The sequence below is a fragment of the Saccharopolyspora pogona genome (assembly GCF_014697215.1).
GTDB classification, from domain to species: domain Bacteria; phylum Actinomycetota; class Actinomycetes; order Mycobacteriales; family Pseudonocardiaceae; genus Saccharopolyspora; species Saccharopolyspora hattusasensis.
In genome coordinates, this window is sequence record NZ_CP031142.1 from 5,270,968 (window position 1) to 5,288,087 (window position 17,120).

A 17,120-nucleotide genomic window follows, 5' to 3' on the forward strand; every position below is an offset into this window, starting at 1 on the left:
CAACAAGCCCGCCAGTAATTCTGAGCCTACGGAACCCGATCTCACTCATGGGACTTGACCTGCGAAAACGAACACCAAGTCGGCACACTGCGATCGCCGCGCGAGCCGATCCGCCCGGGCGTTACCCGGCCAGGGCGGTGGCTATTTCGGTGGCCAGGGCGATGTTGTTGCGGTACACCGCGACGTTGACCGCCAGGCTCCGGCCGCCCGTGGCCGTGCGCATCCGGTCGAGCAGGAACGGCGTGATGTCGTGGCCGCTGACGCCCTGCTCCCGGGCCTGCTCCCAGGCCTCGGCCAGCGCCCGGTCGTGCAGCGCCGGGTCCAGCTGCTCGTCTGCCGGCACCGGATTGGCCACCAGCACCGCCGAACGCAGGCCCAGCTCGTCGCGGGCCGTCACCACCGCCGCGACCTCGGCCGGTGCGCCGGCGGAATGCTCAATCACGTGGCCGGAATCGGCGACGTAGAAACCCGGGAAGCGCAGCGTCCGGTAGCCGAGCACCGGGATGTTCAACGTCTCCAACCGCTCCAGCGTCGCGGCGACATCCAAAATGGATTTCGCCCCGGCGCTGACGACCACCAGCGGCGTCGCGGCCAGGGTCACCAGGTCGGCGGATTCGTCGAAGCTGGTCGCCGCGCCGTGGTGCACCCCGCCGAGCCCGCCGGTGGCGAAGATCCGGATTCCGGCGCGGTGCGCCAGGAACGACGTCGCCGCGACGGTGGTCCCGGCGTTGCGCCCCTTGGCGGCGGCGATCGGCAGGTCCCGGACGCTCGCCTTCACCGCGGCGCGGTCGCCGGCCAGCCGGTCGAGCTGCGCGCCGGTCAGGCCGACCGTCGCGACCCCGTCGATGACGCCGATCGTCGCGGGCACCGCGCCGGCGGCCCGGACCTGCTGCTCGGCAGCCCGGGCGACCTCGCCGTTGTCCGGGCGCGGCAGCCCGTGGGTGATGATCGTCGACTCCAGCGCCACGACCGGGCGCCGCTGCGCGACGGCGCGCCGGACTTCCTCGGACACCACCGGCAACGCCATTCGCACCTCCACCGCGGCCGGGCCCGGACGCAGTGTCGCGGGAAAATTCCTTGGATCCGAACGCCGAAGATGTGAGCATATAGGGTTGAGTTTCCTCCCACGGCTAAAGCCGGGGGAATCCCTTCCGCCTCGCGGCGGAAGCTTCCTGCTTCGTCGCTGGTTGCCTCCCCGGTTAAGGCGAGGGACGCAGGAAGCGCCCAGAGGTCTTACACCCGCTCCACAGGCCACGTCCCACATTCTGCGGGAACACCCTGTAAAGGCTTGATCAGTGTAACTCACGAAGGGAGGTGGGGTGGCTCCTCTCCACGGCTAAAGCCGGGGGTCTCCGCCACCTACACAAGATGAACCAGCCGGGTACGCCGTTTCGGCCAGTCGCACCCACGATCGAACTGCCCGCGGTGGAGCGGCAGATCATCGAGTGGTGGCGCGCCCGCGAGGTGTTCGAGCGCAGCCTCGCCCAGTCGGCGGGCGGTCCGCGCTGGGTGTTCTACGAGGGCCCGCCGACGGCGAACGGGACCCCCGGCACGCACCACGTCGAGGCGCGGGCGTTCAAGGACGTCTTCCCGCGGTTCAAGACGATGAAGGGCTTCTCCGTCCCGCGCCGCGCGGGCTGGGACTGCCACGGGCTGCCGGTGGAACTTGCCGTGGAGAAGGAACTCGGCATCAGCGGCAAGCCGGACATCGAGCGCATCGGCGTCGCCGAGTTCAACGCCCGCTGCCGGGAGTCGGTGCAGCGCTACGTCGGCGAGTTCGAGGCCGTGACGAGGCGGATAGGTTACTGGATCGACCTGTCCGAAGCGTACTGGACGATGTCGCCGGGCTACGTGGACAGCGTGTGGTGGGCGCTGAAGCAGATCTTCACCGCCGGCCTGCTGGTCGAGGACTACCGGGTGGCCCCGTACTGCCCGCGGGACGAGACGACGCTGTCCGACCACGAGGTCGCGCAGGGCTACGAGAACGTGCACGACCCGTCGGTTTACGTGCGGTTTCCGGTCGACGGTCCGGTCGCCGGGCACCACAACGTCGAGCTGCTGATCTGGACGACCACGCCGTGGACGCTGGTGTCCAACACCGCGGTCGCGGTCCACCCGGCGGTCGACTACCAGGTGGTGCGCACCGTGCACGGCACCTTCGTGGTGGCCGAACCGCTGGTCGAGGCGGTGCTGGGCGAGGACGGCGAGGTGCTCGCGACGCTACCGGGCACCGAGCTGGCCTGGTTGCGGTACCGGCGGCCGTTCGGCCTGATCGACATCCCGGACGCGCACCGCGTCGTGCTCGCCGCGTATGTGTCCACAGAGGACGGCACCGGCCTGGTGCACCAGGCACCGGCCTTCGGCGCCGACGACCTCGCCGTCTGCCGCGAGAACGACCTCCCGGTGGTGAACCCGATCGGCGGCAACGGCCGGTTCTCCGAGGACGTCCCGCTGGTCGGTGGCATGTTCTTCAAGGACGCCGACGCGGTCCTCGTCGAAGACCTCCAGCACCGCGATTTGCTGTTGCGCTACAGCACTTTCGAGCACCCGTACCCGCATTGCTGGCGCTGCCACACGCCGCTGATGTACTACGCGCAGCTGTCCTGGTACATCCGGACCACGGCTATCCGGGAGGCGCTGCAACGCGAGAACGAGCGCACGAACTGGTTCCCGGAGAACGTCAAGCACGGCCGCTACGGCAACTGGCTGGACAACAACGTCGACTGGGCGCTGTCGCGCAGCCGCTACTGGGGCACGCCGCTGCCGCTGTGGCGGTGCCCGGAGAACCACGTCACCGCGGTCGGTTCCCGCGCCGAGCTCGGCGAGCTGACCGGCCAGGACTTCACCGAGCTGGACCCGCACCGGCCCTACCTCGACGAGATCGAGTTCCCCTGCCCGGCCTGCGGGCGTTCGGCCGCGCGGGTGCCGGAGGTCATCGACGCGTGGTTCGACTCGGGCTCGATGTCTTTCGCCCAGCTCGGCTACCCGCACGCCCCGGGCAGCGCCGCGGAGCTGGCGAAAAGCTACCCGGCGCAGTACATCTGCGAGGCGATCGACCAGACCCGCGGCTGGTTTTACACGCTGATGGCGGTCGGGACGCTGCTGTTCGACCGCTCGGCGTACGAGAACGTGGTGTGCCTGGGGCACATCATGGCCGAGGACGGCCGGAAGATGAGCAAGCACCTCGGCAACGTGCTGGAGCCGCTGCCGCTGATGGAGGCCCACGGCGCCGATGCCCTGCGGTGGTTCATGCTCTGCACCGGTTCGCCCTGGTCGGCGCGGCGGGTGGGGCACGGGCCGCTGCAGGAGATCGTCCGCAAGGTGCTCATGACGTACTGGAACACCGCGTCGTTCTTCACCCGCTACGCCTCGCTCGTCGACTGGATCCCGGCGGATGCCGATCCGCCCGCCGAGCGCCCGATCCTCGACCGCTGGGTGCTCGCCAAGCTCAACCGGCTCGCCGGGCAGGTCGACGTGCGGTTGGAGGCCTACGACACCGCGGGCGCCGGTCGGGCGCTGGCGGAGTTCGTCGACGACCTGTCGAACTGGTACGTCCGCCGCTCGCGGCAGCGGTTCTGGGACGGCGACGTCAACGCCCTGAGCACCCTGTACGACTGCCTGAACGTGCTCACGAGGCTGCTCGCGCCGTTCGTGCCCTTCATCACCGAGCGGGTGTGGCAGGACGTCGTCCGCCCCGGGGCACCCGAGGCGCCGGAGTCGGTGCACCTGGCGGCCTGGCCGGTCCCGGATCTGGCGCTGGTCGACGGCGCCCTGCTGTCCCAAGTGGACACCGAGCGCCAGCTCGCCGAAGCCGGCCGCGCGGCGCGCAAGAGCAGCGGCATCAAGGTACGCCAGCCGCTGGGCCGCGCGCTGGTCAGTGCCGCGTTGCCGCCGGAGCTGCTCGCCGACCTCGCCGAGGAGCTGAACGTGCGGCGCATCGAGCCGCTCGACGCAGCGGGCGAAGTGCTGGACGTGTCGGTGAAGCCGGACTTCCGGGCCTTGGGAAAGCGATTCGGCAACCGCACCCAGCAGGCCGCGGCGGCGGTCAACGCCGCGGATCCGGCCGCGCTGGCCCGGGAACTGCGCTCGACGGGGCGCGCCGCGATCGAAGTCGACGGCAAGACCGAGCCGCTCACCAGCGATGACGTGATCATCAGCGAGGTTCCGCGTACCGGCTGGGTGGTGGAGTCGCAGCGCGGGATGATCATCGCGCTGGACACCTCGATCACCCCGGAACTCAAGCGCGCGGGGCTGGCCCGCGAGGCGATCCGCTTCGTGCAGGACTGCCGCAAGCAGGACGGGCTCGACATCGCGGACCGGATCGCGCTGCGCTGGCGGGCGACCGGCGAACTCCGCGAGGCGCTGCTGGCGCACGCCGACGAGATCGCCGCCGCCGTCCTGGCCGTCGACGTCGCCGAGACCGCCAGCGCCCCCGAGGAATTCGTCGAGCACGCCGAACCCGAGCTCGACCTGGCGGTGTGGTTGCGCAAAGCGCAGTGAAGGCCGTGGGCGGCGAACCACCCACGGCCTTCGGCCGGTGCTGGTCGGTCAGGAACCGATCTGCGCCTGGATGTCGTCGTAGTACGTGCCGACGCGGGCGTACACACCCGGCTTGCCCGGGCGGGCGCAACCCTCGCCCCACGAGGTGACGCCGATCAGCTTGTTCTCCACGACCATCGGGCCGCCCGAGTCGCCCTGGCAGGTGTCCACGCCGCCTTCCGGCACCCCGGCGCACACCATGGCGTCCGGGTTGTACTCGCCGTACGCGCCCTTGCAGGTGTCGTCGGAGGTCACCGGCGCGGTGGCCTTCTGCAGGTTGTCGGCCTGCTGGCCGCCCTCGGAGGTGTTGCCCCAGCCCAGGATGGTCGCCGGGGTGTCCGGCGCATAGCCCGGGTCATCGGCCTTGGCCAGCTCGATCGGTGCCTCCTGCACCGGCGCTTCGAGGGTGAGCACCGAGACGTCGAAGCCCCGCGAGGCGCCCTGGAATTCGGGGTGCACCCAGACGTCGGTCACCTTCGAAACGGTGCCCTCGTCCGAGCTGATCACGGTGCGGCCGCTGACCACGTTGATGTCGGCCGGCTGCGAGCCGACGGTGCAGTGCGCGGCGGTGAGCACCTTGTTCGGGGCCACCAGCGAGCCACCGCAGAACTGCTGGCCGCTCGGGGTCACCAGCGCGACGGTGAACTGGTGGTCGGCGATGTTGGCGTCTTCGCCGCCGACGATGTACGTGATGACGTCCGACGGCTGCGCTTGCGCGACGGAGGTCGTGGTGAGCGCGGCGACGGCGATCGCGGTGACTCCGGCGAGCCGGGCCAGGTGACGTGGGGCATCGACCATCGTTGCTTCTCCTTGTCCCAAGGGTCGCTGCGCATCAGGCCCGGCGGCCTGCCTTTCCCTCGGGTCCGTTACGCACAGCGACGAACTTGATCGAAACGATAACGGCGCCCACACCTGCCGGGATAGCCTCCGATTTTGCCGTTTTAACCAGTCCGCACAACCACTTTCCACAACTCGAAGGCCGGCGACGACCGCTTCCCGTTGCCCACGAGCAGATCCCGCACGGCCAAGGCACCCGCCGAAGCCCAATCGCCCGCACGGCCCAGAGTTCAGAGGCCCCGGCGAACACTCCGCACCCACCGCAAAACCAGGCAAGGACGAGCAGGGCATGCAGCGTCACCGAGTCCGCTAACGCCGCACGAACTCAAACCACAGCAAGACCGAAGCCGCAACGCCCACTGCGCAACCGGCCAACGTCGGGCAAACGGCGCAGCCGCTTTCTCTTTGCCACGCGAGAAACAGCACCGCGACAAGCGACACCGCACGTCGAAAGCCCCCGCTGGCGCCGAAGGCGCTTAGCCACCCTCGCAACTCGCACCGCCGTGGGTTCTCGGCCCGTGCCCACCCCGTCGGGGCGCTTGGTGGGGCCAGTCCCGAAGCCGCGCATTGGTCATACGCAAATCGGGGATCCCGGAGACCAGGCGGCGTCTGAGATTCCGCCGCCTGCACCGCCGAGCAGGACGAGGCTGGAATCACCGAGAACTGGAAGTGTCCCCGGTGCACCCCGATTTGCACCGGGGACACCTCAACCTCGGCCGGACCCCTCCGACCGGTGTTCGCCATCGATCCCCGAACCGATGGCAAGCACGCTCCAAGGCCCCGACCGCCTTGATCGGAACGTGCTACGTCATGGTTTACACAATCTTCGGCGGAATTTTCCAGAGCCAATCGGCGCAGCCCGCTCGGTTGAACGTTGAACCTCTCGGCGTAACCGCTGCTGGGACCGGGCGGACTACCTCGGCACCAGGCCCGCGTCGTAGGCGAGCAGCCCGGCCTGGAGCCGGTTCGCGCAGGACAGCTTCACCAGCATCCGCGACACGTAGCTCTTCACCGTCGCCTCCGACAGGTAGAGGCGTTCGGCGATCTGCGCGTTGGACAGCCCCTGCCCCAGGCAGGTGAGCACCTCGATCTCGCGATCGGTGAGGTCCCGCACCAGTGCCACGGCCCGCTGCCGGGTGTTCTGCTCGTCGGCGGAGGCCGCGAGCAGCCGCTTCTTCGCCTCCTTGGAGAGCACCGTGTGCCCGTCGGCGGCGACCCGCACCAGCCCGATCAGGTCCTCCGGCGGCGTCGACTTGACCAGGAACCCCGCCGCCCCGGCCCGCAACGCGCGCAGCACGTACTTGTCGGCGTCGAAGGTCGTCAGCGCGACCACGGCCGGCGGGTCCGGCAGCTTGCAGATGCGTTCGATGCCGGTCAGTCCGTCCACGCCGGGCATCCGCAGGTCCATTAGCACCACGTTGGGCCGGTGCCGCACCACGCATTCGACGGCCGCCGCGACGTCCTGCGCGTCGTCGACCACCTCGATGTCGTCCGCGGAGCCGAGGATGGTGCGCAGGTGCGCGCAGAGCATCGGCTCGTCGTCCACCACGACGACCCGGATCGGATCACTCATCGCCGACCGCCTCCCCAGTGGGCACGTACGCAGGCAGCACCACGTCCACCTCGAAGCCGCCGTCGGCACCGCGCCCGGCGTGGAACGTACCGCCGACCAGTTCCACCCGCTGTTGCAGCCCCAGCAGCCCGGACCCCGATCCGCTGCCCGCCAGGTCCGCGGCGGCGCGGCCCGGCGGCTCGGTGTTGCGGATGACCAACCGCAACCGGTCGTCGCTGTAGATCACGTGCACGCTCACCCGGGCCCCGAACGCGTGCTTGTGGACGTTAGTCAGCGCCTCCTGCACGACGCGGTAGGCGGTCCGCCCGACCGCCGCCGAGACCATCGCCGCAGCACCGTCCACAGTGAACTTCACCGGCACGCCGACGGCCTCGGACTGCCCGATCAGCTCCGTCAGGTCGGGCACCTCGGTCGGCGGGGTCGCGTCCGGCAGGCCGTCCTCGTCCGCCGCGCCGTGCCGCAGCACGCCGACGAGGTCCCGCAGCTCCTCCAACGCCGCGCAGCCGCTGGTGCGCAGCTCCTCCGCCGCCCGCCTGGTCTCCGGGTCGTTCGCCGCGATCCCCAGCGCACCCGCCTGCAGCACCATGAGGCTGACCCGGTGCGTGACGACGTCGTGCATCTCGGTCGCCAACCGGGTCCGCTCGTCGGCCCGGGCCTGCTCGGTGAGCAGTTCCTGCTCGTACTCGACCCGCTCGACGCGTTCCCGCAACGCCAGCACCAGGCGGCGCCGAGCGCCGATGTAGAGGCCCAGGACGGCCGGGAGGATCGTCCAGACGACCCCCACGACGATGACGTCGCCGTTCAACTGCTCCCAGGGGCGGACCGCGAGCACGGTGGTGATGGCCACCATGTCCCAGGCAAAGAACTGCCTGACGCGGCCCCGCGCGTAGGCCGCGACGGCGTAGATGACCCACGGCGTGAGGCCCGGGATCCACGGATCGCTGTTCTGGTTGATCGCGAGCAGCGGCCCCGGCCCGGCCTCGATCAGCAGCACCTGCGCGATCGACAGCGCCGTGCTGAATGCCATGACCGACACCGGGAAGCGCCGCCTGACCAGCAACGACAGCAACAACCCTGTCATGAGCAGGTCGTTCAGCCAAAGCCCGCCGACCCAGTCGTACGCCTCGGGCGGGGTTTCCGGGAGGAAGAGGGCTTCGAGGACGCGGCCGAGCAGGTGCAATCCGATCACGAGGCCGACGTCGAACGCGGCTTCCCGCTTGGAGTTCCACAGCAGCCGCCACAACGGGCGCTTCACGTGGACCACCGTAGTTAACCGCGTGTTGGGAATCGGCGAAGTACCCACTCGCGGCCACGAGGCAGATACGAAAGTTGCGCCTGCCGCCGGGCGGCACAACTTTCGGCCCGTGGAACCGCTACCAAGCGCGGTGTCGCCGAAATGATCAACCCGGGTTCAATGGGTGCACACTCCAACCGAGACCTGGGGGAACGATGCGCGCCGAGCTGTTAAGCCCGCAGCCAGCACCGCCTGCCGAACCCGGACCGCCGCCGCTCGCGAAGTGGCCGGTGTTCACCATCGCCGGCCTCGTCGCGGCCGCCCAGCTGGCGTTCAGCCCGTTCGGGGGCTTCTGGATCGACGAGGCGTACATGCTCGCGGCCGGGAAGCACCACCTGGACTGGGGCTACGTCGACCAGCCGCCGCTGGCACCGCTGATCGCCGCGGCGATGGACTGGATCGCACCGGGGTCGATGCTCGTGCTCCGGTTGCCCGCGGTGCTCGCGACCGCCGCGCTGGTCGTGCTGACCGCGCTGCTCGCCCGCGAGTTCGGCGGCGACCGGCGGGCCCAGACGCTGGCCGCCGGGGCCGGCGCCACCGGCCTGTGGACCGCGCTGGTCGGGCACTGGATCACGCCCTACACGTTCGAACCGCTGCTGTGGCTGCTGCTCACGTGGACGCTGGTGCGCTGGGTTCGGCTGCGCGATCTGGGCCAACCCGATGATCGGCTGCTGCTGCTTTTCGGCGTGCTGCTCGGCATCAACATGCAGTTGAAGTTCCAGGTCGCGATCCTGTGCGTGGCGCTGCTGATCAGCGTTCTCCTGGTCGGCCCGCGGGACGTCCTGCGCCGGCCGAAGTTCTGGGGCGGCGTCGGCATCGCGGCGGTGATCGCCGTGCCGACGGTGCTCTGGCAGGCGCTGCACGGTTGGCCGCAGCTGCAGATGGGCGCGGTCGTCGCGGAAGAGTCGCCGATGCTGTCCGGGGGCCGCAGCGGAACCGCCGTGGACATGGTGCTCTACGCCGGCGTCGCAGGCGCCGCGCTGTTCCTGTTCGGGCTGTGGCGGCTCCTGCGCAACCCCGAGCTGCGCTCGTACCGGTTCCTCGCCATCACGACCTTGCTGCTGTACGTCTTCTTCGTCGCGACCGCCGCGCGGCCGTACTACCTGATCGGCCTCTACGGCGTGTCGATCGCCGCCGGGGCCGTGGGGTTCCAGCGGCGCCGGGAGTCCCGGCGAACCCGGTTCGGCTGGACGGCTTGGCCGGTGTACGCGCTTTCGGCCGCGGCGGCGGGATACATGCTGTCGGTGTCCGTGATGATGACGTCGATGTTCGGGGTTCCGACGGCCGATTCGCTGGCCCGCGATGCCTCTGCCGCCTACGCTGCGCTGCCGCCGGAACAGCGGTCGCACACCGCGGTCATGGGCGACAGCTACGTCATCGCCGCGATGCTCGAAGTCGGTGGGGCGCAACACGAATTGCCGGAGGTCTTCAGCCCGCACCGCGGTTACGGCTACTTCCCGCCGCCGACCGAGCAGATCGAGTCCGTGCTCGTCGTCGGCGACTCGACGGCGCTGCGGCAGCAGTTCGCCGAGGTCCGGCAGGTGGGCAACGGCGAGGTCCCGATTTGGCTCTGCACCGGAAAACGCGGAACCTGGGCGGAGATCTGGCCACAGCTCAAGTCCCTTTGAGCCGCGGCTGGCGATTCCCGGGGCCGCGCGCTGCGACAATGGCGTCAGTGCGTGTGCGTGTGCGTGTGCGTGTGCGGGAAGGGGGGCCGGGCCGCAAGTTCCATTGAAATCGAAGGTCCGATTTCAATGGAACTTGCGTAGGACGGAGATCAGCCGGCGTCCGAGGTCCGCTACCCGCACCGCCACCCAAAACACGGTCGGAGACAGGTTCTTGACCAATGCGAAACAGAGAGGGGCCGACAGTGGCCACCCCGACGAATCCGAACTCCCCCGGGCTGCGGCTTCGGCCGCCGCGCAACCGGGTCGAGCGCCGCGCCATCGGCTGGTGGACGGTGCAAGCCCTGATCCTCGTCGTCCCGCTGCTGGTCGCGCTGGCGATCACGGCGGTGTTCATCCCACCCGCGCGGTTCTGGCTGGTGCTCGCGCTGGTCGTGGTCGCCGCGCTGGGGGCGCCCTACACGCTGGTGATGCCGCAGTGGCGGTACCGCGTGCACCGCTGGGAAACCACCGAGGACGCCGTCTACACCGCAGCGGGCTGGCTGCGCCAGGAATGGCGCATCGCGCCGATGTCGCGGATCCAGACCGTGGACACCGTGCGGGGCCCGATCCAGCAGCTGTTCAACCTGTCCAGCGTCACGGTCACCACCGCGTCCGCCGCCGGCCCGCTGACGATCGACGGCCTGGACCGGGAGGTGGCGGCGGCGCTCGTCGAGCAGTTAACGGCCACCACGCAGGCCACCCCGGGGGATGCCACATGAGCAGCGTCATCGACGGGCAGTGGCGGCGTCTGGACCCGAAGACCATCGCGGCGGCCGCCACCCTGGTGCTGGCGCCGCTGGTGCCGGCCGCGGCGGTCATGCTCCTGTCCAACGCCAAGCCGGCAACCTTGCTGATCACCGCGCTGATCTGGGTCGGCATCGCGGTGCTGATCGCCGGGTACACCGCGGTCGAGTGGTGGCTCACCTGGTACCGGATCACCGAGGAGCGCTTCGAGCTGCGCCACGGCGTGCTGACCCGCAACCACCGCTGGATCCCGCGCGAGCGGATCCGCAGCGTGGACCTCACGGCGGACCCGAGCCACCGGCTGTTCCGGGTCACCACCGTCAAGATCGGCACCGGCGGCCAGGCGAGCGAGGGCAACGATCTCAAGCTCGACGCGATCTCCCGTCACCACGCCGAATCCCTGCGCCTGGAACTGCTGTTCGGCGGACCATCCATTTCGGACACCGCGCCGCACGGCGCTCCGGTCACCGTGCCGCACATCGCGGCGGGCACCGCTGCGGCGAGCGCCGAGCCGGGCGAGGCCGTGCTCGTCCGCCTCAACCCCGCATGGTTCCGCTACTCCGCGCTGACCTTCTCGTTCGTGCTGATCGTCTGGGGCGCGATCGGCTCGGCCGTCGGATCGTTCAGCGAACTGCTGAAGGCCTTCGGCTTCTTCGACTCCGTCGCGCACGCCGTGCTGGTGTCGTCGCTGTGGCTGGTGATCGCGGCCGGACTCGTCATCGCCCTGGTGGTGGGCGTGCTCGGCGCCATCGCGTTGTCCGTGGAGATGTGGTGGGGCTTCCGGCTGACCCGGGAGCGGGGCGACACGCTGCGGGTGAAGCGCGGCCTGCTCACCACCCGGTCGGTCTCGCTGGAGGAACGCCGCCTGCGCGGCGTCGAGCTCTCGGAACCGCTGCTGCTGCGCTGGGCCCGCGGGGCGCGGCTGCACGCCGTGGCCACCGGGCTGAACCAGAAGCAGGAAGAGCACCAGCCGGACAACAAGACGCTGCTGCCGCCGGCGCCCCGCGCGGAAGCGCAACGGGTGGCTGCCGAGGTCCTGCGGGAGGGAAGGCCGCCCACCGAAGGCGAATTGCGGCGGCATCCGCGGGCCGCGCTGCGGCGGCGCATCACCTGGGCTCTCGTGGCGGCGGTGCCGTTCATCGCGGCGGCCGTGGTGGCCGCGATGACCGGATGGGTGCCGGCAGCCGTGCCCGCGGCAGTGGGGGTGGTCGCGGTAGCGATGGCGCTCGGTTTCGCGGTGGATGCCTACCGGAGCCTCGGCCACCGGGTCGACGATCGCTACCTGATCGCGCGATCCGGCACCGGAATTCGCCGCACGGTCGTCCTGCAGCGCGACGGGATCATCGGCTGGCGCATCACCCGGACCGTTTTCCAACGGCGCTCGAACCTGATGAGCATCGGGGCGACGACGGCCGCCGGGAACAGCATCTACGAGGTGCACGACGTCAGCACCGAAGCTGGCCTGGCGATGGCGGAGGAAGCAGTGCCGGGACTGCTGGCGCCGTTCCTCCAGCGGGGCTGACCCGTCGAGCGGTTCCGGTTGTTGGTGGCTCCGCTCCGGTGGTGAGCGGAGCCACTACCCGTCAGGAGCCGAAGCTGCCGTGCTTCAGGCCGCGGACGAACTCGTGCCAGCGTGGCACCGCAACGGTTATCTGACCGGCGGCTCGGTTCTTGGTGTCGCGAACCCCGACGCAGTCAGCCCCGAAGCCGACTTCGACGCACTGGCCCTGGCCCTGGGTCCGGGTGCTGGTGCGCCAGTCGGTGATGTTTGCCATCTACAGCTCTCCTATGCGTTGTTGGATGAGTTGAACGGAACCTTCCGGATCTACCGCATGCGCCCGTAAATGGTCCATCATGATGACGTAGTTAGACAGCTCGATCTCCCTTTCGAGGTAAAGCCCGCCCACATGGGTTTCCAGATAAACCACATCGGGATCGATGTGATTCGAGTAGCGGAGGATAACGAACGGGCCGGCCTGGGCCGGATGGGCACCCGCGTCCAGCGGCATCACCTGCAGCGTTACGTGCGGCATTTCCACCAGCTTGAGCACGTGCTCCAGCTGCCGGCGCAGCACCCCGTTGCCCCCGACGCAGCGCCGCAAGGCCGATTCCCCCACGACCGCCCACAACTCTACTAGCGGGTTCGGGCCGACGACCCGCTGCTGGCGCTGAATCCGCAGATCGACCCTCCGGGTAATTTCGGAATCGTCCGCTCGAATGAGCGTCGCTTTGGTCAACGCATGCGCATACTCGCGTGTTTGGAGCAATCCCGGGATGGCCTCGGACTCGTACGTATGAATTGAAGACGCTTCGGCTTCCAACCCGACGTAGGTTTCGTACCACTCCGGCAGGACGTCGCTGTAGGAATGCCACCAGCCCCGCTTCCGGGCGTCCCGCACCAGGTTGATCAGCTGGTCCCGCTCGGCGCCGTCCACCCCGTAGAAATCCAGCAAAGCGGAGACGTCGCCGACCGATGGGGACCGCTTCGCGGTTTCGAATCGTCCGATTTTCGCTTGCGTGCAGCCGAGGTGGGTGGCGGCCTGCTGCTGGGTGACCTCGGCCTGCGCCCGCAGGCGGCGCAACTCGGCGGCAAGGCGACGACGACGCACCGTGGGACTGACTGTCATGATCTACATCCTCCACGGCTCTCCACGTTGCGTCACCACCCCATCACCCGTACAGAAATCGACCACCCGACTATTCCGGTGAATAGGGCGAATGGCTGAATGCACTCCGCAGAACGCGGTTCACCGGCGGAACGGGTTGCCGCGGGCTCGTTCCGCGCCGCATTGGACGGTGCTCGCGTTGTGTTGGCGGGCAAACGAAACCGACGCGCGACGCCGCCGGTTCATGGGCGGCGACCAGCCGGCGCCCCAGGTCGAGGCGCCGCCCGGCCGCGAACGCCGGCTTACGGCCGCGGCACGTTGCGCAGGTTGCTGCGCGCGAGCTGCACCATCTTGCCCACTCCGCCGGAGAGCACCGTGCGGCTGACCGCGAGCGCGAAGCCCTTCACCTGGTCACCGGTGATCCGCGGCGGGATCGACAGCGCATTGGGGTCGGTCACCACGTCCACAAGCGCCGGCCCCGGGCTGCGCAACGCGTCGGCCAGGGCATCGCGCACCTCGCCGGGCTTCTCCACCCGCACCGAGTGCATCCCGGCGGCGGCCGCGAGCGCGGCGAAGTCGACGTGGTCGTGGTCGGTGCCGAAGTCGGGCAGCCCGTCGACCAGCATCTCCAGCTTCACCATGCCCAGCGATGAGTTGTTGAACACCACGACCTTCACCGGCAGCCGATGGGTGCGCAGCGTCAGCAGGTCGCCGAGCAGCATCGACAGCCCGCCGTCCCCGGACATCGAGATCACCTGGCGTCCCGGCTCGGCGATCTGCGCCCCGATGGCCTGCGGCAACGCGTTGGCCATCGAACCGTGCACGAAGGAACCGAGCACCCGCCGCCGCCCGTTCGGCGTGATGTAGCGGGCCGCCCACACGTTGCACATCCCGGTGTCCACTGTGAACACCGCGTCGTCCGCGGCGAGGTCGTCGAGCACGTCCGCGACGTACTCCGGGTGGATCGGCACCTGCGTCTCGACGTTGCGCGTGTAGGCGTCCACGACGCGCTCCAACTGGCCGGCATGCTCACGCAGCATCCGGTCCAGGAAGGACCGGTCCGACTTCTGCGGAACGCGCGGCAGAACGGCGCGGATGGTTTCCCCGACATCACCGTGCACGGCCAGGTCCAGCACCGTGCGCCGCCCGAGGTGGGCGGGCTCGATGTCGACCTGCACGGTGTTGGCCTGCGGCAGGAAGTTGTCGTAGGGGAAGTCGGTGCCCAGCAGCACGACCAGGTCCGCGCGGTGCATCGCGTCGTAGCAGGCGCCGTAGCCGAGCAGGCCGCTCATCCCGACGTCGAAGGGGTTGTCGTACTGGATCCACTCCTTGCCGCGCAGCGCATGCCCGACCGGAGCGTTCAACCGCCCGGCGAGTTCCATGACTGCCCGGTGCGCGCCGCGGGTTCCCGCGCCGCAGAAGAACATCGGCCGCTCCGCGCCGTTCAGCTTGTCGGCGAACGCGGCCACCTGGTCCTCGGACGGCACCACCACCGGTGGTTCGCACTCGACGATCCCGTGGCCGGTGGGACGGACCGCGGACTTCTGCGCGACGTCACCGGGCAGCACCAGCACGGAAACGCCGCGCCGACCGGCAGCGGTCTGGATCGCGGTGCGCAGCAGGCGCGGCATCTGCTCGGGCTGCGACAGCAGCTCGCAGAAGTGGCTGCACTCGTCGAACAGTTCCTCGGGGTGGGTTTCCTGGAAGAACCCGGTCCCGATCTGCTCGGACGGGATGTGCGACGCGAGCGCCAGCACCGGAGCCCCGCTGCGGTGCGCGTCGAACAAGCCGTTGATCAGGTGCAGGTTGCCCGGTCCGCAACTGCCCGCGCACACCGCGAGCCGCCCGGTCAGCTGCGCTTCCGCCCCGGCGGCGAAGGCCGCTGCCTCCTCGTGGCGCACGTGGACCCACTCGATGCCCTCGGTGCGGCGGACCGCATCGACCACCGGATTGAGGCTGTCCCCGACGATGCCGTAGATCCGCCGGACCCCGGCTTGCACGAGCACTTCGATGAACTGGTCGGCGACGGTGGGCATTGTGATCCTCCGGCAGTCGGTGGGGGCACGGCCACTCCCGTCTACGCGGGGTGCTCACGGCCCGCAACTCGAAATCCGTGATCACCCTTTCGAGGGACGCCGGTAACGAACCAGGCGAAAAAGTCGATCAGGTCCACGTCGGCTTCGATCGCCGGAATCCCAGCCACCCGAAGGGAATCGCGGTGTCCATCCGCCTATACACCACCTGCGCGCTGGCAGTGACCGCCTCGGCGGTCGCCGGACTGCTCGTCGGCGGATTCATCGCGACAACGGACCGAGCCCCCGCCCAACCGCGGATCACCCAGGTCTCCCAGCTGATCCCCGCCAGCGGCGAGCTCCGGTCGGAGTGATCGTCGCTTCACCGCCCACGAACGGGTCGGGAGCATCGGCTAGCGTCGGGAGCATGAGCGAACAGAACCGACTCTCGACAGGCGACAAGGCACCCGAGTTCTCCCTGCAGGACGCCGACGGCAACACCGTGGCGCTGAGCGACTACCGGGGCCGGTCCGTGGTGGTCTACTTCTACCCGGCGGCGAGCACGCCCGGCTGCACCAAACAGGCCTGCGACTTCCGCGACAGCCTGGCGGTGCTGGGCGACGCGGGCTTCGACATCCTCGGCATCTCCCCGGACAAGCCGGCCAAGCTGGCGAGCTTCCGCGACGCCGAGGGCCTGACGTTCCCGCTGCTGGCCGACGAAGACAGGTCCGTCATGACGGCGTGGGGCGCGTTCGGCGAGAAGCAGAACTACGGCAAGACCGTGCAGGGCGTGATCCGGTCGACCTTCGTGGTGGACCCGGAGGGCAAGATCGCCAAGGCGCTGTACAACGTCAAGGCCACCGGCCATGTGGACCGGCTCCGCAAGGACCTCGGAGTCTGACCGAATGGGCACCGACTCGGCCGGTGCCCCTCCCAACCGGACCTCCGCTGCGCTAGTCAAGCGCCATGTAGATCGCCACCCCGGCGGCGATCACGACGACCAGGTAGCGCAGCAGGTTCGACGGCAGCTTCTGGGCGAGCTTGCCGCCGACGAAACCACCCAGCACCGTGGTCGGCACCAGCATCAGCACGGCGATCCAGTCGACCGGCGCGATCAGCGCATAGACGATCAGCGTGACCGCGCTGCCGATCATGCCCAACCAGCTCTTCAGCGCGTTCAACCGGCGCATGCTGTCGGTGGCGGCGAGCCCCAGGATCGCGATCAGGATGACGCTGCGCGCGCCGCCGAAGTAGCCGCCGTAGATCGAGGCGAGGAAGATCCCGACGGTCAGCAGCACGGTGCGGTCCGGAGCGTCCTCGCCGGGCGTGCCCAGCCACTTGCGGATGGTGTTCTGGAACGCCATCAGCACGGCGGACAACCCCACCAGCACGGGCACGACGGCGTCGAAGACCTTGCCCGGCAGGACCATCAGCAGCACGCAGCCCAACGCCGATCCGACGGCCGCGGCCACCGTGGTCAACCACACCCGCCGCGGCGTTCCGGTGAGGTCCTTGCGCTGGCTGATCGCGGCCCCGACGAATCCGGGGCCCTGCGCCACCGAGTTGGTCACGTTGGCCACCAGCGGCGACATTCCGGTCGCCAGCAGGGCCGGGAAGACCAGCAGCGAGCCGCCCCCGGCCACGGCGTTGATCGCGCCGGACAGGAAGCCGACGACTACGAGCAGCGCCAGTTCGAGCCAATCTGTGAACACGACCTCTGAAGCTAGCTTCTGGAACTACTCAGGTTCACTCCGGGGCGAGCGGCATCACACCGCGCTGGTGCGGCGACCAGATCCGAGAGGACCATTGCCCCGTTCGGTAACGCCGTTATCGTTTCATAACGCCGTT

The 17,120-nt window shown here is 69.4% G+C and carries 14 protein-coding genes; 6 read left to right on the top strand and 8 right to left on the bottom strand.

The window, feature by feature from the left end; genetic code table 11:
* Positions 1-121 precede the first annotated feature (121 nt).
* The gene (locus tag DL519_RS24255) at positions 122-1,033 is read right to left on the bottom strand and encodes a pseudouridine-5'-phosphate glycosidase (protein ID WP_190818203.1); all 912 of its coding nucleotides are present in this window, start codon (positions 1,031-1,033) and stop codon (positions 122-124) included.
* Between the two features lie 335 nt (positions 1,034-1,368).
* Between DL519_RS24255 and ileS the strand changes: the two genes are divergently transcribed.
* A complete protein-coding gene (gene ileS, locus DL519_RS24260) occupies positions 1,369-4,500 on the top strand; it encodes an isoleucine--tRNA ligase (RefSeq protein WP_190818205.1) in 3,132 nt (1,043 codons plus the stop codon).
* Positions 4,501-4,548: 48 nt separating this feature from the next.
* Here ileS and DL519_RS24265 read toward each other — a convergent pair whose 3' ends face one another.
* The 3 genes from DL519_RS24265 to DL519_RS24275 form a co-directional block, all read right to left on the bottom strand.
* Complete coding sequence (locus tag DL519_RS24265) at positions 4,549-5,337, bottom strand: S1 family peptidase (protein WP_190818207.1); 789 nt, start codon at positions 5,335-5,337, stop codon at positions 4,549-4,551.
* 952 nt (positions 5,338-6,289) lie between these two features.
* Positions 6,290-6,949 carry a response regulator gene (locus DL519_RS24270; RefSeq protein WP_190818209.1) on the bottom strand — a complete coding sequence of 220 codons (660 nt, stop codon included), beginning with the start codon at positions 6,947-6,949 and terminating at the stop codon, positions 6,290-6,292.
* A complete protein-coding gene (locus DL519_RS24275; protein ID WP_223839482.1) occupies positions 6,942-8,204 on the bottom strand; it encodes a sensor histidine kinase in 1,263 nt (420 codons plus the stop codon). The genes DL519_RS24270 and DL519_RS24275 overlap by 8 nt, the downstream gene beginning before the upstream one ends.
* 194 nt (positions 8,205-8,398) lie before the next feature.
* Between DL519_RS24275 and DL519_RS24280 the strand changes: the two genes are divergently transcribed.
* The 3 genes from DL519_RS24280 (at position 8,399) to DL519_RS24290 (ending at position 12,176) form a co-directional block, all read left to right on the top strand.
* The gene (locus DL519_RS24280; RefSeq protein ID WP_190818213.1) at positions 8,399-9,871 is read left to right on the top strand and encodes an ArnT family glycosyltransferase; all 1,473 of its coding nucleotides are present in this window, start codon (positions 8,399-8,401) and stop codon (positions 9,869-9,871) included.
* A gap of 218 nt (positions 9,872-10,089) precedes the next feature.
* Positions 10,090-10,629: a PH domain-containing protein gene (locus DL519_RS24285; protein ID WP_190818215.1), complete on the top strand. Its 540-nt coding sequence runs from the start codon at positions 10,090-10,092 to the stop codon at positions 10,627-10,629.
* Complete coding sequence (locus tag DL519_RS24290; protein WP_190818217.1) at positions 10,626-12,176, top strand: PH domain-containing protein; 1,551 nt, start codon at positions 10,626-10,628, stop codon at positions 12,174-12,176. Before DL519_RS24285 ends, DL519_RS24290 begins: the two co-directional genes overlap by 4 nt.
* Positions 12,177-12,237: 61 nt before the next feature.
* Here the strand turns inward: DL519_RS24290 and DL519_RS24295 are convergent, their stop codons facing one another.
* From DL519_RS24295 to DL519_RS24305, 3 genes are all read right to left on the bottom strand, one after another.
* Complete coding sequence (locus tag DL519_RS24295) at positions 12,238-12,429, bottom strand: DUF397 domain-containing protein (RefSeq protein ID WP_168586834.1); 192 nt, start codon at positions 12,427-12,429, stop codon at positions 12,238-12,240.
* Complete coding sequence (locus DL519_RS24300; protein WP_168586833.1) at positions 12,430-13,281, bottom strand: helix-turn-helix domain-containing protein; 852 nt, start codon at positions 13,279-13,281, stop codon at positions 12,430-12,432.
* Between the two features lie 281 nt (positions 13,282-13,562).
* Positions 13,563-15,296 (bottom strand): pyruvate dehydrogenase, encoded by a 1,734-nt coding sequence (locus DL519_RS24305; protein WP_190818219.1) that lies wholly within the window; start codon positions 15,294-15,296, stop codon positions 13,563-13,565.
* A gap of 182 nt (positions 15,297-15,478) precedes the next feature.
* On the opposite strand from DL519_RS24305, the gene DL519_RS24310 reads away from it, so the two are divergent.
* A complete protein-coding gene (locus DL519_RS24310) occupies positions 15,479-15,646 on the top strand; it encodes a hypothetical protein (protein ID WP_190824635.1) in 168 nt (55 codons plus the stop codon).
* Positions 15,647-15,699: 53 nt separating this feature from the next.
* Positions 15,700-16,173, top strand: a complete 474-nt coding sequence (gene bcp / locus DL519_RS24315) for a thioredoxin-dependent thiol peroxidase (protein WP_190818221.1) — start codon at positions 15,700-15,702, stop codon at positions 16,171-16,173.
* 52 nt (positions 16,174-16,225) lie between these two features.
* On the opposite strand, the gene DL519_RS24320 is transcribed toward bcp, so the two are convergent.
* Positions 16,226-16,984 (bottom strand): sulfite exporter TauE/SafE family protein, encoded by a 759-nt coding sequence (locus DL519_RS24320; protein WP_190818223.1) that lies wholly within the window; start codon positions 16,982-16,984, stop codon positions 16,226-16,228.
* Positions 16,985-17,120: the final 136 nt, after the last annotated feature.